Genomic DNA, 13,184 nt, shown 5'->3' on the forward strand with positions numbered 1-13,184 from the left:
CCGGTTGCGACAAGGCCTTGCCACCAGACACCGCAGACAGTAGATGCACACCCGTGCGCATGGGGCGATAATCGCGTTTTCACTTGCCAGAGCACGCCATGCACACCCTGCTTGCCCGCGACTATCCGGCCACACCATGGAAAAATGGCGGCGGCACCACCCGCCAGATCCTGATTGCCCCACCGGATGCCACACTGGATGATTTCGACTACCGCATCAGCATGGCCAGCGTGGCCAGTGACGGTCCGTTTTCGCACTTTGCCGGGGTGGACCGCCAGTTGCTGCTGCTGGATGGCAATGGCCTGCTCCTGCAACGCGGCGATGGCAGCAACAGCCTGCTGCAAATCAACAGCCAGCCGCTGGCCTTTGCCGGGGAAGAAGCCATCACCAGCCAGTTGCAGGATGGGCCGGTGACCGACTTCAACGTCATGACCCGCCGCGGCCGTTACCGTCAGCAAACAGAGCGTTTGGCAGTGCAAGGCAAGCTGCATGTGCACAGTGATGATGAGGTATTGCTGGTGATGCTGGCAGCCGGCAGCACGCTGGAGGTGTACCGTGAAGATGGCCGGCACTGCCGGCTGGGGCCGCGGGATGCGGTGTGGCAGGCGCTGGCCGTGGGCCTCACCCTGTTCAGCACAGACAGGGCGGATGTCATCGTGGTGAGACTCAATCGCCAGAGTGCCGCATGAACTACCTGGCCCACCTGCATCTGGCACCGGACGATGCGGCGGCACGGGTGGGGAATCTGCTGGGCGACTTCCTCAAGCCATCCCAGGCCGGGCACCTGCCCCTCCCCTTGCAACAGGGCATGGCCCTGCACCGGCAGATCGACAGCCATACCGACAGCCACCCGCTGGTGAGGCAAAGCAAGAACCGCATTGCGCCCATGCGACGCCGCTATGCCGGCATTCTGGTGGACATCTTTTACGACCATTTCCTGGCACGGCACTGGACTGTTTTTTCCAGCATGCCACTGACCGATTTCACCGCGCGCAGCTATGCAGAACTGCAGGCACATCGCCAATGGCTGCCGCCACGGCTGCTGGAAATCCTGCCGCGCATGCAGGCACAGGACTGGCTGGGGTCGTATGCAGAAACCGAAGGCATTGCCGCCGTGCTACGCGGCTTTTCCCGCCACCGCATCCAGCGTGACAACCCGGTGGCCAACGGGATTGACGACCTACTGCAGCAGTACACTGCACTGGAGGCGGATTTTCTTGCCTTTTATCCGCAACTGCAGCAAGCCGTGGCCCAAGGGTTTGGCCTAGCGGCGCAGTAGGTCGGCGTTGTTCTGGATCAGCTCGACAAACAGCTGCTCCACCCCTTCCCACATGATTTGCACCCCCAGACACATCAGGATGAAGGCCGACAGGCGCAGGAACACCACCGAGCCGGTTTGTCCCAGATAGCCCAACAGCTTGTCGGCATGGCGATAACACATGTACACCAGCACGGCGAGGGACAGTACGGCGGCCAGGCTGGCCATCGGCACCAGCATGTACTTGACCATGGGCTTGCCGGCAACCGACATCGACGCACCCAGGGTGATGGACACCGAAATGGAACCCGGCCCCACGGTCAGCGGGAAGGTCAGCGGATAAAAGGCCCGCTGCTTGAGTTCGTCCCGGTTTTCCTGGCGTGCCGATTCAGTGGAGGGCTGATTGCTTTCCGCCGGATTGTCATTGAGCATGCGCCAGGCAGCCAGCGAAATCAGCAAGCCACCGGACAACTGCACCACCGGCAGCGAAACACCGAAAAACTCCAGCACAAAGCTGCCCACATACATGCTGCCCAGCAGCAGCAAAAAGCAGTACAGCGCAATGCGGCGCGCCAGAAAAGCCCGCTGCTGCTTGCTGTTGCGCGCGGTCATCGAAATGAAAATGGGCACCAATCCGGGAGGATTGATAATGGGCAGCAGCGCTGCCAGCACAAACAGATATTTGCTGAAAAAAAGTGACATCAGGGCCATATTATTGTTCTCCGGGCAGGCTCCGGCCTGCTTGGTGGGGGATGGTGCGTCTCGTGATGCATCTTGTCATGCCGTGCATTGCGCGGCGATTGTAACGTGCGTATCACTACCATACAGCGCAGCCGACAAAAAATTTGTGTGCCAGACCAGCACATTCATGAAAAAGGCCCGGCAACGCCGGGCCTTTTCATCAGGGTAGAAGATGCCCTCAGTCCGCAGCCCGCTCCGCCAGACGACCGGACGGCTCGACCGGCTCCAACTGGGCATGTGCTTCGGCCAGTTCAATCCGCTCCAGCGCAATCAGCGTGCTGCCATGCTTCCATTTGTAGCCCAGCCACAGCAGCAGAAACAGCGGAATGCCGATATAGGTGGCGATAATGCCATTCCAGTCGACCTTGGCGCTGGTGAAGGCGGCATAGTTCTGCCCCAGCATGATCAGCATGCACAGCGCAAAGGCAAACAGCGGCCCCAGCGGAAACCAGCGGGCGCGGTAAGGCAGATCGGCCAGATCATAGCCCTGCTGCACATAGGCACGGCGGAAACGGTAATGGCAGATGGCAATCCCCAGCCAGGCGATGAAACCGGTCATGCCGGAGGAATTCAGCAGCCACAGGTATACCGCATTGCTCTCGAACAGCGAGGTAAGGAAGCACAGGCCGGCCACCAGCGTGGTGGCATACAGGGCATTGCGCGGCACGCCACTGGCGGACAGCTTGCCGAACCAGGCCGGGGCCATCTTGTTCTGCGCCATCACGTACAGCATGCGGGTGGAAGCATACATGCCGGAATTCCCCGCCGACAGGATGGCCGACAGGATCACCGCATTCATCAGGCTGGCCGACAAGGCGAGGCCGGCGCGGCTGAACACCAGGGTGAACGGGCTGGCACCTACGTCCTGCACATCGTTCTTCAGCAGCATCGGATCGTTATACGGCAGGATGAAGCCGATGATCAGGATGGACAGCATGTAGAACATCAGGATACGCCAGAAAATCTGCTTCACGGCGCGCGGGATCGTTTTGGCCGGGTGGCTGGATTCGCCCGCAGCCACGCCGATCAGCTCAGTGCCCTGGAAGGAGAAACCCACAATCATCGACACGCTGACAAAAGCCGCCATGCCGCCGACAAAGGGGCCATCGCCATGCATGAACACATTCAGGCCAGGCGAATAACGGCTACTGTCCGGATTGGTCATGATGCCCCAGATCATCATGAAACCCACGATGATGAAGGCAATGATGGTGACCACCTTGAGCATGGAGCACCAGAATTCAGCCTCACCAAAGCCTTTTACCGAGAAATAGTTAAGCGCAAAGATGACGGCCAGGAACACCGCGCTCCACACCACGCCCGGTACATGGGGTAGCCAGTAATGCATGACGATGGAAGCCGCTGCCAGTTCCACCGCAATGGTGACCGCCCAGTTGTACCAGTAATTCCAGCCCTGGGCGAAGCCGAAGGAGTGGTCGACAAAGCGCGAACCGTATACCTGGAAGGAGCCGGACACCGGCATGAAAGCTGCCATCTCCCCCAGACTGGTCATCAGGAAATACACCATCAACCCGATCAGCGCATACGACAGCAAGGCCCCACCCGGCCCGGCCGAAGCTACCGTGGCACCGGAAGCCAGAAACAGGCCGGTACCGATGGAGCCGCCAATGGCGATCATGGACAAATGGCGCGCCTGCAGGCTGCGCCTAAGTCCTTCGCCTTCTCTATTGTTTTCCATAAGTCTGTCCTACTGCAGAGTTTACAACTGATAGCGTTTTGCTCCACATGCAATATCAGCAAAACGTGATGATCGAAACTCTACAGGATGTCAGTAAGAGAAAGATTTATCCAGTGCATTTTTGTATTGAATTGTAAGAATATGAATAATGAATTTTCCTTTTGTGACACACATCAAGTATTCAGTGCGCATCAGCACCGCCACTCATCCCATCACCCTGCCCTATTGCCTGTAGCAGCCGCCCACCATCGAGTAGAAAAACACCTGCACAGCAAGCAACTGACAGCCCACAGGACTACGCCGCATGCAACAACATACAACCGCGCTAAGCTGCGGATGCATAAGTGTTTTTGCCATCACCAGGCCAAACCCGGCTGCCAATGTGAAGCCACTGTGCATTTGCACTGACAAATCAGCCATTTAGCTGTATAATGCGCGCTGCCTCCTTCCGGACCGGTCCCCAACCGGGGTTTCAATCCGTCTGCCTTGCCTTGGTAACGGCACATTTTTGCCATGTGCTGCCAGTCTTACCTGCTTGGTTATCGATAGAAGCAATCTGTTATCACAGATCGTGCGGCGCTCCGTGAGGGACTGCCGCATGGGCTATTGGCCCACCCGTTACACTGAAAGGAATCGTTAATGTCCAAAGAAGACATGATCGAACTGCAAGGCGTCGTTATTGAAATGCTGCCGGAATCGCGCTTTCGAGTGCGCCTGGACAACAATGTTGAAATCCTGGCCTATGGCTCGGGAAAAATGAAGATGCACCGCATCCGCGTACTGGTCGGTGACCGTGTGACCGTGGAAATGTCACCGTACGACCTGACCAAGGGTCGCATCAACTTCCGCCACCCGACTGCTCCTGTCGGCGGCCCGGCTCCGCAGCACTTCAAGCGCCGCTAAGCAGCCACGCCTGTCTCGCGGCCACTCAGCCCACCTGTGGGTCGCGCAGCCTCCCCCTTCTGCACTGTCGCCGGCAAGCAGCCCGGCACGCATGCAGAAATGCTCCGTTATTGCCTTAAAGCTGGCCTGCCACGTGCTGGCATCGGCAAGGCCGACGGCTGCACCTCAACCGCCCTCCGCCGCTTTTTTCATAAAACATACACACACCAGCCACGTCATAACCGGTTCTGCTTACTAAATCGGTACTTATCCGTTTTTTAACTGGAAAGATTGCATGACACCTGCTTAGATTGAGGAATACTCACTCCTCCATCAGCGCGTCAGCCATGACCAGCAAACCACCAAGACAGATCCTGCTTGCCGAAGACAGCAGCAGTCAGCGCAATCTGCTGAAAGCACTGTGTCAGCAGATTCCGAATGCCGTGGTGCATGAGGCAGCCGATGGCAGCTGGGCCTTCCAGCTCAGCCGCCAGATTCCGAAGCTGGATCTGGTGATCACCGACCTCAACATGCCGGGCATGGATGGCATCGAACTGGTGGAACACCTGTCTCGCCAGCCGCACATCCCATCGCTCATGCTCATCAGCGGTCACTCGCCGGAATTGCTGGCCAATAGTGTGCGCGCCGCACAGGAGCTGGGTTTTACCGGCATTGGCCATCTGGCCAAACCGATTGATGACGACCTGTTCCTCACCGAGATCACCCGCCTGCTGGATGTGCCACAGGACATCATCGACAACAAGAGCAGCCTGCCGCTGATCGACATCATTACCGGCCTGGCGCACAACCAGTTCTGTGCGTTCTATCAGCCCATTTATGACCTGCGCCAGGGCAAGGCGGTGCAGATCGAAGCCTTGGCGCGCTGGCGTCACCCCACCATGGGCATTCTGGGACCCAACCAGTTCATCGGCATGCTGGAACATGAAGGCTTCATTTCCCTGCTGACCCACCGCATCGTGCAAACCAGTCTGGATTTGCTGATCCGCGGGCCGGACACGCAGGACCTGCGACTGTCCATTAATCTGTCGCGCCGCCTGCTGGATGACCGGGAATTCCTGGACTGGCTGGTAGAGCAGGTATCCTCGCGCGGGCTGGCTTTCGACCGCATCGTGCTGGAAATCACCGAAACCATGGCCTTTACCAATTTTGGTCACACCCTGGCCACGCTGCTGCGGCTGCGCATGCGTGGTTTCGAATTGTCACTGGATGATTTTGGCACCGGCCACACCACGCTGGAGCACATCAAGAACCTGCCACTGACCGAGCTGAAGTTTGACCGCATCCTGATCAAGGACATCCACCGCGACGCCCGTAGTCAGAGCATCATCGCCGGCATGGCCAACATCGCCCGCGAGCTGGGCTTGCGCATGGTGGCCGAAGGCATAGACGACACCCAGGATCTGGATTACCTGTGTGCGCACCACCCCGACATCGAATTGCAAGGCTTCCTGCTATGCAAGCCGGTACCGGCGGAAGAGCTGGGCAAGCACATATTCCCCAGCTGCCAGGCCAGCCGCCGCGCCTGAACCCACTCAGCTGCGCTCAGTCATCCACCCTGCCCCGCAAGGCCTTGATGCCGCTGCGCCGGGATTTTCCCTCCAGCCGGCGCTGACGCGAACCATAGGTAGGGCGCGTGGCATGTCGCGTCTTGGGCTGCTGGGACACGCCATCCACCATGGTTTGCAGCCGGGCCAGCGCATCATCGCGATTCAGCTCCTGGGTACGGTGCTGCTGCGCCTTGATGATGATCACACCGTCCTTGCTCAAGCGGGCATCCGCCAGCGCCAGCAGGCGCTGCTTGATATGATCGGGCAGGCTCGAGGCCATCACATCAAAGCGCAGATGGATAGCCGAGGACACCTTGTTAACGTTCTGACCACCCGCACCCTGGGCGCGAATGGCCGTCAGCTCTACCTGCTGCGGATCAACCGGATAGCGACTCACCGTCACCCTTCCCTGCTGCCAAAGCCTGCAACACCTGCGCGGTACTGCGCACCCTCCCCAGTCGCGGAAAGATGTGCTTGACCGAAAACTGGTGGCACTCCAGCAACTGGCAGCTCATGGCATCTTCGGCCAGGACGACCGCATAGCCGCGCTCCCAGGCAGAACGCGCAGTGGAGTCCACGCCGATATGGGTGGAAATACCCGCCAGCACGATGGTGCGGATGCCACGACGGCGCAGCTGCAGGTCCAGCTCGGTACCGTAAAACGCATTCCACTGCCGTTTGATGATCTGGATATCGCTGGCAGCCACTTCCAGCTCGGCCGGCTGCTGCAACCAGTTGTCCGGCACCGGCGTAGAGGGCGGCACCAGATCAGTGGGCAGCTTGAGCGCATCGCCACCATCAGCCGACCACCCCACCCGCACCAACACCACCGGTGCACCAGCCGCACGGAATGCTTTGGCCATGGCAGCAGAATGCTCCAGCACTTGCTCGGTGTCATAAGGCTGCTTGGCAAAACCCAGAATTCCCTGCTGCAAGTCGATCAGAATCAGGGCGGTGGTGGCGGGGTCCAGACGATCCGGCATGACTATCCTCAAGAGTGAATTTGCAGCCGAGACAATACTACCGGCCATACCTTACAGACAAGAAAAATGGCGAGGTGCCGCAGCACATCGCCATTTTGTCGCGTCCGTCCAGCCAGACGGGTGACCATGGTACTCAGTCCGGCAAGGCTACTTTGCCATCTTTGCTGAACTGGTAGTCCTTGAACACATGCTCGGCACTGAGGATCTGGTAGCTGCCGTCTTCATTGCGACGGGTGGTGTCCTTCAGGCGATAGGTGTACTGACCGCAGGTCCAGCAGTCGAAATTGCGCATATGGGTGCACAGACAGGTCTTGTCCATCACCTTGATGCGGCGCTCACCCGGATGGGCTGCCACTTCGCGGTTGTAAGCCTGGATGTAGGAACAGCTGCCATTGGCGTCCAGCAGATAGCCGTAGGCCTCGCAATTGGGGCGAATGCCATCGCCAATGGCCGGGCAGGACTTGATCATGCGCATCGGGTAACCGGTCGGCGACAGCTGATTGACCTCGATATCGTCTTCGTTGGCCTTGAAGTATTCCTGCTGTACCTTTTCCGGCAGACCGCATTCGCTGGTGACGGTAAAGCGGGTGGCCACCTGCACCGCGCCGGCACCGTTTTCCAGAAAACCGACTGCATCACTGCCGGTAAAGATGCCACCGGCCGGAATCAGCGGGATATCCAGCTGCTCTGCCTGCATCCAGGTGCGGATTTCAGCCACGATGGTGGCCAGATCGTACTCTGCCCAGTCCATGCCAAAGCCCAAGTGGCCGCCAGCCAGCGGGCCTTCCACCACCACATAGTCCGGCAGACGGCCGGTACGGGAGGACTTTTTCAGGAACAGCTGCAGGGCGCGCAAGGACGAAACAATAATGCCCAGCTTCACGTCGCGGAAACGCGGGTGATCTTCAATCAGCGCGAAGGAACCCAGGTGCAGGCCGGCTGCCAGAGTAATGCCGTCAATGCCGGCATCCATGGCAGTTTGCATGCGTACGCGCAGGGTTTCCTTGGGCGCGTTCATGGTGAGCTTTTCCATGCAGTTGATGAAAATCAGCCCGTCGCCCTTTTTGGCTTCCATGGCCGAGCCCACATGCAGCTTGGTGGCTTCAGCCAGAATGCCCAGGTCGAACTTCACCACCGACTTGTCGGCGTTCTCGACGTTGAATTTGTACTGCTTGAGCTTGTCCTTGACGAACTTGGTGTTGAAGCGACGGTCCGTCACCGTAGGCACCATGGCATCGGAGATATGGCCGATACCACCCAGACGGGCAGCCTCCAGCGACAGGGCCACGGTGGAAATGTCCACGCCCATGCCGCCCACCATGATGGGAACCAGTTCTTGCTTGCCCAGACGCAGGCGGAAATCGTCAACACACTTCATTTTGATGCACCTCAGTTTGGCTGGGCGGCATTATCCCCCATCCCTCGCCACAAAATCCACTTTTCTAGAGTTTTTGCTCACACCCCAGGTAAGTGGCGCTGAACAGCAGCAGTGCGGGACCGGCAAACAGGCATCCACACTCAGCTTAGACCGGCTTTGTTACGCCCAGTGCATGGATTCAGCTCTCTTTGAGCGGTAGCTGATGGCGGCTGTCCTTCAGGGTTTTCATCACGATGTGCGAGCAGATGTCGCGCATGCCCGGCACCTTGTTGAGACGCTCCACGATAAAGTCGGAAAAGGCTGCCAGATTACGGCAACGCAGCTGCAGGATGTAATTGCACGGCCCGGTCACCACATAGGCAGCCGTCACCTCCTCAAAGGCCTGCATCTGCTGCAAGAACTCGCCATGCCAGTCCTCGCGGCTGCGATCCAGCGTCACCTGCACGATGGCCTCCAGCTCGAAGCCCAGCGCTACCGCATCCAGCTCGGCACGGTAAGCGCGGATCAGGCCCTCCTCTTCCAGCGTTCGCACCCGGCGCAGGCAGGCCGATGGCGACAGCGCCACCTGGTCGGCCAGGTCCTGATTGCTCAGGCGGCCATTGTCCTGCAAGGCGCGTAGGATGCGCATGTCGATTGCGTCGAGCTGCATTTGCACGTTTCTTTCATGATTCATTCACTAATTCGAATAATCTGCAAAATACTGGCAATCAGCAAGCAGAACTTGCAATTATTCACAATAAAGCCAGTGCTACCATGATGTCCCCCCCCTCCAAGGAGACTGCACCATGCTGACGCGTGAACACTGCCTGGCTGCCGATGCCAGCGACGAACTGGCCGGACTGCGCCAGCAATTCCGACTGCCGCAAGATGTGATTTATCTGGATGGCAACTCGCTGGGCGTGCTGCCACAGGCCGCTGAAGAGCGCAGCTTGCAAGTGCTGCGCCAGGAATGGGGCGAAGGGCTGATCCGCAGCTGGAACAGCGCTGGCTGGTTCGAGCTACCGCGCCGGCTGGGCAACAAGCTGGGCCAGCTGCTTGGTGCCGGTGCGGATGAAGTGGTGATCACCGATACCACCTCGCTAAATATTTTCAAGGCGCTGGCTGCCGCCATCCGCATCCAGCAAGCCAATGCACCGCAGCGCAAGGTGATTGTGTCCGAGCGCGACAACTTCCCCACCGACCTGTACATGATCCAGGGCATGATCGATCTGCTACAGCAGGGCTACGCAATGCGGCTGATCGACGACAGCCTGCCGCTGGAACAGGCACTGGACGAAGACGTGGCGGTGCTGCTGCTGTCCCACGTCAATTACCGTACCGGTGCCATGCATGACATGGCGGCAGTGACGGCTCAGGCACACCGTCATGGCGCCCTCACCATCTGGGACCTGGCCCACGCCGCCGGGGCGGTACCGGTCGACCTCAATGCCAGCGAGGCCGACTTTGCCGTGGGCTGTACTTATAAATACCTGAATGGCGGGCCAGGTGCTCCGGCTTTCATCTGGGTGGCAGCACGGCATCAGGACTGCTTCTGGCAACCGCTATCCGGCTGGTGGGGCCACTCCCGGCCCTTCGACATGGCCGTGGACTACCAGCCAGCCCAGGGCATACGGCGCTTTCTGTGCGGTACCCAGCCCATCCTGTCGATGGCGCTGGTGGAGTGCGGGCTGGACGCCACCTTGCAAACCAGCATGGCGGCACTGCGCGAAAAATCGCTGGCGCTGACCGACCTGTTCATCCAGCTGGTGGAACAGCGCTGCGGCCATCATCCGCTGACGCTGATCACCCCGCGGAATCATGCACAGCGCGGCAGCCATGTCAGCTATCGCCACCCGCAAGGCTATGCGGTGATGCAGGCACTGATTGCCCGTGGGGTGATTGGCGACTACCGCGAGCCGGAAGTGCTGCGCTTTGGCATCACCCCGCTCTACCTGCGCCATGTGGACGTGTGGGACGCAGTGGAAACCCTGCGCGACATTCTGGACAACACCAGTTGGGACCAGCCGCAGTTCCAGCAGCGCCATGCGGTGACCTGATTCCCTGCCTGTGCGCACAAAAAAAAGCCACCCTGCGGGGTGGCTTTTAGGCTGCTGAGAAAGTGATTTGGTTCGATTGCACTGGCCCCGGCAAAGCCGGGCCTTTCGACTAAGTAACTTATTCCGCAGCCTTCCTTTTATTCCCTATCCCCCACCCTTTCCCTGCCAATATAAGAGAAAAAGTGAGCCTCGCTTTCTTTTCAGAAAGCGAGAGGGACTTGTCAATAATCTGAAAAACCTATCAGGCGCGCAGGCGGCGCAGCACTTCTTCCTTGCCAATCAGCGCCAGCACCGCATCCACCGACGGGGTCTGGGTGGTGCCACACACCAGCACGCGCAGCGGCATGCCCAGCTGGCCCATCTTGATGCCTTCTTCGGCGCAGAAAGGCTTGAACAGTTCGTGGATGCTTTCGGCGGTCCAGCTATCCAGTGCCGCCAGCTTGTCGGCAAAGCGGCCCATGCGTGCCACGGCATCGCCAGCCAGGTGCTTTTCCACATCGGCAGCAGCGGCTTCGCGCTTCTTGTAGAAGTAATCCACTTCCAGTGCCAGCGCGTTCAGGTCCTGGATGCGCTCTTTTACCAGCGCAATCACGTACTCGATGGCCGGGCCGGTGGCGGTATCCACACCAGCGGCAGCCAGGCGCGGGGCAATCAGCGCCGCCAGACGGCTGTTGTCAGCGGCCTTGATGTGCTGGGCATTCAGCCACAGGAATTTTTCCTGATTGAAACGGCTGGCCGAGGCGCTGACTGCTTCCAGACTGAACCATTCGACAAACTGCTTCATGTCGAAGAATTCGTCATCGCCGTGGCCCCAGCCCAGACGGGCCAGGTAGTTGAGCAGTGCTTCAGGCAGGATGCCCTTGTCGGCGTAATCCACCACGCTCACCGCGTCGCGGCGCTTGGACATCTTCTGGCCGTCCTCATTCAGGATCATCGGCAGATGGCCATACACCGGCAGCGGCGCATTCAGCGCCTTCAGGATGTTGATCTGGCGCGGGGTATTGTTGACGTGGTCGTCACCGCGGATCACATGGGTGATCTGCATGTCCCAGTCGTCCACCACCACGCAGAAGTTGTAGGTGGGGCTGCCATCCGGGCGGGCGATGATCAGGTCGTCCAGCTCGGTATTGGAGAATTCAATACGGCCCTTCACCGCGTCGTCCCAGGCGACGGTGCCGTCCAGCGGGGTGCGGAAGCGGATTACCGGCTCCACGTCAGCCGGAATCGCCGGCAGGGTTTTGCCTTCTTCCGGACGCCAGCGGCGGTCGTAACGCGGCTTTTCACCCTTGGCTTCCTGCTCGGCGCGCATGGCTTCCAGCTCTTCCTTGCTGCAATAGCAGCGATAGGCATGGCCGGATTCCAGCAGCTGCTGGATGACTTCCTTGTAGCGGTCGAAACGCTGGGTCTGGTAGAACGGACCTTCGTCATAATCCAGGCCTACCCAGTGCATGCCGTCCATGATGGCCTTGACCGACTCCGGCGTGGAGCGTTCAAGGTCGGTGTCCTCGATGCGCAGCACGAAAACGCCGTTGTTCTTGCGGGCATAGGCCCAGGAAAAGAGTGCGGTACGCACGCCACCAATGTGCAGATAGCCGGTGGGGCTGGGGGCAAAGCGGGTACGGATCATGATGGAATGAGGTCCAGCCGGATGAAGAAAGGCGCTATTGTACGCCGCCAACAAAACAGCCCGCAAATGCGGGCTCGGATTATCGGCCAAGCCCTCCCGCTTACCAGACTGAGGGAGGGCCGGAGAACAGATCAGAACCGATCAGATCAGCGCGCTGACCACCGGCAACATATGGGCTGGCAGCATCTGCGCCATCAGCCAGAACGCAGTACCGGCCAGCATGGCGGCCATGCCGCAGTTGAAGGCGCGCAAGCGCCGCGGCGAAGCCAGCCAGCGACGGATGGCCACGCCACTGCCCGCCCACAGCGCAATGCAGGGCAGGCCCACGGCAAAGGTGATGACGGCAAACAACAGGCCGGCAGCCAGCGGGTCCATATGCTTGGGCAAAAACACCACCGCAATATTGAAACCCATCAGCCACACCTTGGGGTTGAGCCAGTTGAACAGCAAGCCACCACTAAAGCCCATCGGTGCCGCCGCGCCATCAGCCTTGTCCACCGCGCCTGCCCGCGCCATGCCCCAGGACAGCCACAACAGATAACTGCAGCCGGCCAGTGCCAGATACAGCTGCACGCTGCTGATCAGCCCTGCCACTTGCCCCAGGAACACCGTCATCAGGCCGATCTGCACGGCCAGTCCCAGCGCCATGCCCAGCAAGGCCGGCAGCGTGCGGCTGAAACCGTAATTGACGCCGGACGAGGCCAGCACCAGGTTGTTGGGGCCGGGGGTGATGGACATCACCAACAGATAGGTGACCAGGGCAACAAGATTCATGACAACTCCAGAGCAGTGCTGGCGGTGGACAGGCTTGCCGTAATCCGGCTTGTGGCCCGACAGGCAAACCCTGCCACCGCACCATGTTTTTGATGCTGTCATGGTACGTAAAGCAGCTGGACAATAACAGATTCAGAAAAATACAATTGAGACCATAACAGTTTTACAATATCCAAACTGTTATGGTCCACTTTGCCAAAAACTGTGCCGGACAGCCGTCCGCCGCCCAAGGAATGCA

At 59.4% G+C, this 13,184-nt stretch carries 13 protein-coding genes; 5 read left to right on the plus strand and 8 right to left on the minus strand.

The window, feature by feature from the left end:
• The first annotated feature begins 98 nt into the window (after positions 1–98).
• Together QVF59_RS01505 and QVF59_RS01510 are read left to right on the plus strand one after the other, a co-directional pair.
• Entirely contained in the window at positions 99–689 is a 591-nt protein-coding gene (locus QVF59_RS01505; protein WP_287876948.1) for a HutD/Ves family protein, read from the plus strand.
• A complete protein-coding gene (locus QVF59_RS01510; protein ID WP_287876950.1) occupies positions 686–1,279 on the plus strand; it encodes an acyl carrier protein phosphodiesterase in 594 nt (197 codons plus the stop codon). Before QVF59_RS01505 ends, QVF59_RS01510 begins: the two co-directional genes overlap by 4 nt.
• Here QVF59_RS01510 and QVF59_RS01515 read toward each other — a convergent pair.
• Complete coding sequence (locus tag QVF59_RS01515) at positions 1,265–1,960, minus strand: MarC family protein (protein WP_287876951.1); 696 nt, start codon at positions 1,958–1,960, stop codon at positions 1,265–1,267. The genes QVF59_RS01510 and QVF59_RS01515 overlap by 15 nt on opposite strands.
• Positions 1,961–2,177: 217 nt before the next feature.
• Positions 2,178–3,698: an amino acid permease gene (locus tag QVF59_RS01520; protein WP_287876953.1), complete on the minus strand. Its 1,521-nt coding sequence runs from the start codon at positions 3,696–3,698 to the stop codon at positions 2,178–2,180.
• 639 nt (positions 3,699–4,337) lie between these two features.
• On the opposite strand from QVF59_RS01520, the gene infA reads away from it, so the two are divergent.
• Positions 4,338–4,601, plus strand: a complete 264-nt coding sequence (gene infA, locus QVF59_RS01525) for a translation initiation factor IF-1 (protein ID WP_089086053.1) — start codon at positions 4,338–4,340, stop codon at positions 4,599–4,601.
• Positions 4,602–4,927: 326 nt separating this feature from the next.
• On the plus strand, positions 4,928–6,127 hold the full coding sequence (locus tag QVF59_RS01530; RefSeq protein WP_287876955.1) for an EAL domain-containing response regulator: 1,200 nt from the start codon (positions 4,928–4,930) through the stop codon (positions 6,125–6,127).
• A gap of 16 nt (positions 6,128–6,143) precedes the next feature.
• On the opposite strand, the gene arfB is transcribed toward QVF59_RS01530, so the two are convergent.
• From arfB to QVF59_RS01550, 4 genes are all read right to left on the minus strand, one after another.
• On the minus strand, positions 6,144–6,545 hold the full coding sequence (gene arfB / locus QVF59_RS01535) for an alternative ribosome rescue aminoacyl-tRNA hydrolase ArfB (RefSeq protein ID WP_159875601.1): 402 nt from the start codon (positions 6,543–6,545) through the stop codon (positions 6,144–6,146).
• The gene (locus QVF59_RS01540) at positions 6,526–7,131 is read right to left on the minus strand and encodes a hydrolase (protein ID WP_287876956.1); all 606 of its coding nucleotides are present in this window, start codon (positions 7,129–7,131) and stop codon (positions 6,526–6,528) included. The genes arfB and QVF59_RS01540 overlap by 20 nt, the downstream gene beginning before the upstream one ends.
• 133 nt (positions 7,132–7,264) lie before the next feature.
• The gene (locus QVF59_RS01545) at positions 7,265–8,509 is read right to left on the minus strand and encodes a nitronate monooxygenase (protein WP_287876957.1); all 1,245 of its coding nucleotides are present in this window, start codon (positions 8,507–8,509) and stop codon (positions 7,265–7,267) included.
• A gap of 178 nt (positions 8,510–8,687) precedes the next feature.
• Positions 8,688–9,158, minus strand: a complete 471-nt coding sequence (locus QVF59_RS01550) for an Lrp/AsnC family transcriptional regulator (RefSeq protein WP_287876958.1) — start codon at positions 9,156–9,158, stop codon at positions 8,688–8,690.
• Positions 9,159–9,294: 136 nt separating this feature from the next.
• On the opposite strand from QVF59_RS01550, the gene kynU reads away from it, so the two are divergent.
• Positions 9,295–10,545 carry a kynureninase gene (gene kynU / locus QVF59_RS01555; protein WP_287876959.1) on the plus strand — a complete coding sequence of 417 codons (1,251 nt, stop codon included), beginning with the start codon at positions 9,295–9,297 and terminating at the stop codon, positions 10,543–10,545.
• Between the two features lie 241 nt (positions 10,546–10,786).
• Here kynU and gltX read toward each other — a convergent pair whose 3' ends face one another.
• Together gltX and QVF59_RS01565 are read right to left on the minus strand one after the other, a co-directional pair.
• On the minus strand, positions 10,787–12,172 hold the full coding sequence (gltX, locus tag QVF59_RS01560; RefSeq protein ID WP_287876960.1) for a glutamate--tRNA ligase: 1,386 nt from the start codon (positions 12,170–12,172) through the stop codon (positions 10,787–10,789).
• 141 nt (positions 12,173–12,313) lie between these two features.
• On the minus strand, positions 12,314–12,946 hold the full coding sequence (locus QVF59_RS01565; protein WP_089086045.1) for a LysE family translocator: 633 nt from the start codon (positions 12,944–12,946) through the stop codon (positions 12,314–12,316).
• Positions 12,947–13,184: the final 238 nt, after the last annotated feature.

The sequence above is a fragment of the Aquitalea sp. genome, assembly GCF_030150775.1.
Lineage (GTDB): Bacteria > Pseudomonadota > Gammaproteobacteria > Burkholderiales > Chromobacteriaceae > Aquitalea > Aquitalea denitrificans.

What these genes read in the sequence shown, in the direction of transcription:
- QVF59_RS01505 (WP_287876948.1), top strand. Translation starts at nt 99, where the DNA reads ATGCACACCCTGCTTGCCCGCGACTATCCGGCCACACCATGGAAAAAT.
- QVF59_RS01510 (WP_287876950.1), top strand. Translation starts at nt 686, where the DNA reads ATGAACTACCTGGCCCACCTGCATCTGGCACCGGACGATGCGGCGGCA.
- QVF59_RS01515 (WP_287876951.1), bottom strand. Translation starts at nt 1,960, where the DNA reads ATGTCACTTTTTTTCAGCAAATATCTGTTTGTGCTGGCAGCGCTGCTG.
- QVF59_RS01520 (WP_287876953.1), bottom strand. Translation starts at nt 3,698, where the DNA reads ATGGAAAACAATAGAGAAGGCGAAGGACTTAGGCGCAGCCTGCAGGCG.
- infA (WP_089086053.1), top strand. Translation starts at nt 4,338, where the DNA reads ATGTCCAAAGAAGACATGATCGAACTGCAAGGCGTCGTTATTGAAATG.
- QVF59_RS01530 (WP_287876955.1), top strand. Translation starts at nt 4,928, where the DNA reads ATGACCAGCAAACCACCAAGACAGATCCTGCTTGCCGAAGACAGCAGC.
- QVF59_RS01540 (WP_287876956.1), bottom strand. Translation starts at nt 7,131, where the DNA reads ATGCCGGATCGTCTGGACCCCGCCACCACCGCCCTGATTCTGATCGAC.
- QVF59_RS01545 (WP_287876957.1), bottom strand. Translation starts at nt 8,509, where the DNA reads ATGAAGTGTGTTGACGATTTCCGCCTGCGTCTGGGCAAGCAAGAACTG.
- QVF59_RS01550 (WP_287876958.1), bottom strand. Translation starts at nt 9,158, where the DNA reads ATGCAGCTCGACGCAATCGACATGCGCATCCTACGCGCCTTGCAGGAC.
- kynU (WP_287876959.1), top strand. Translation starts at nt 9,295, where the DNA reads ATGCTGACGCGTGAACACTGCCTGGCTGCCGATGCCAGCGACGAACTG.
- gltX (WP_287876960.1), bottom strand. Translation starts at nt 12,172, where the DNA reads ATGATCCGTACCCGCTTTGCCCCCAGCCCCACCGGCTATCTGCACATT.
- QVF59_RS01565 (WP_089086045.1), bottom strand. Translation starts at nt 12,946, where the DNA reads ATGAATCTTGTTGCCCTGGTCACCTATCTGTTGGTGATGTCCATCACC.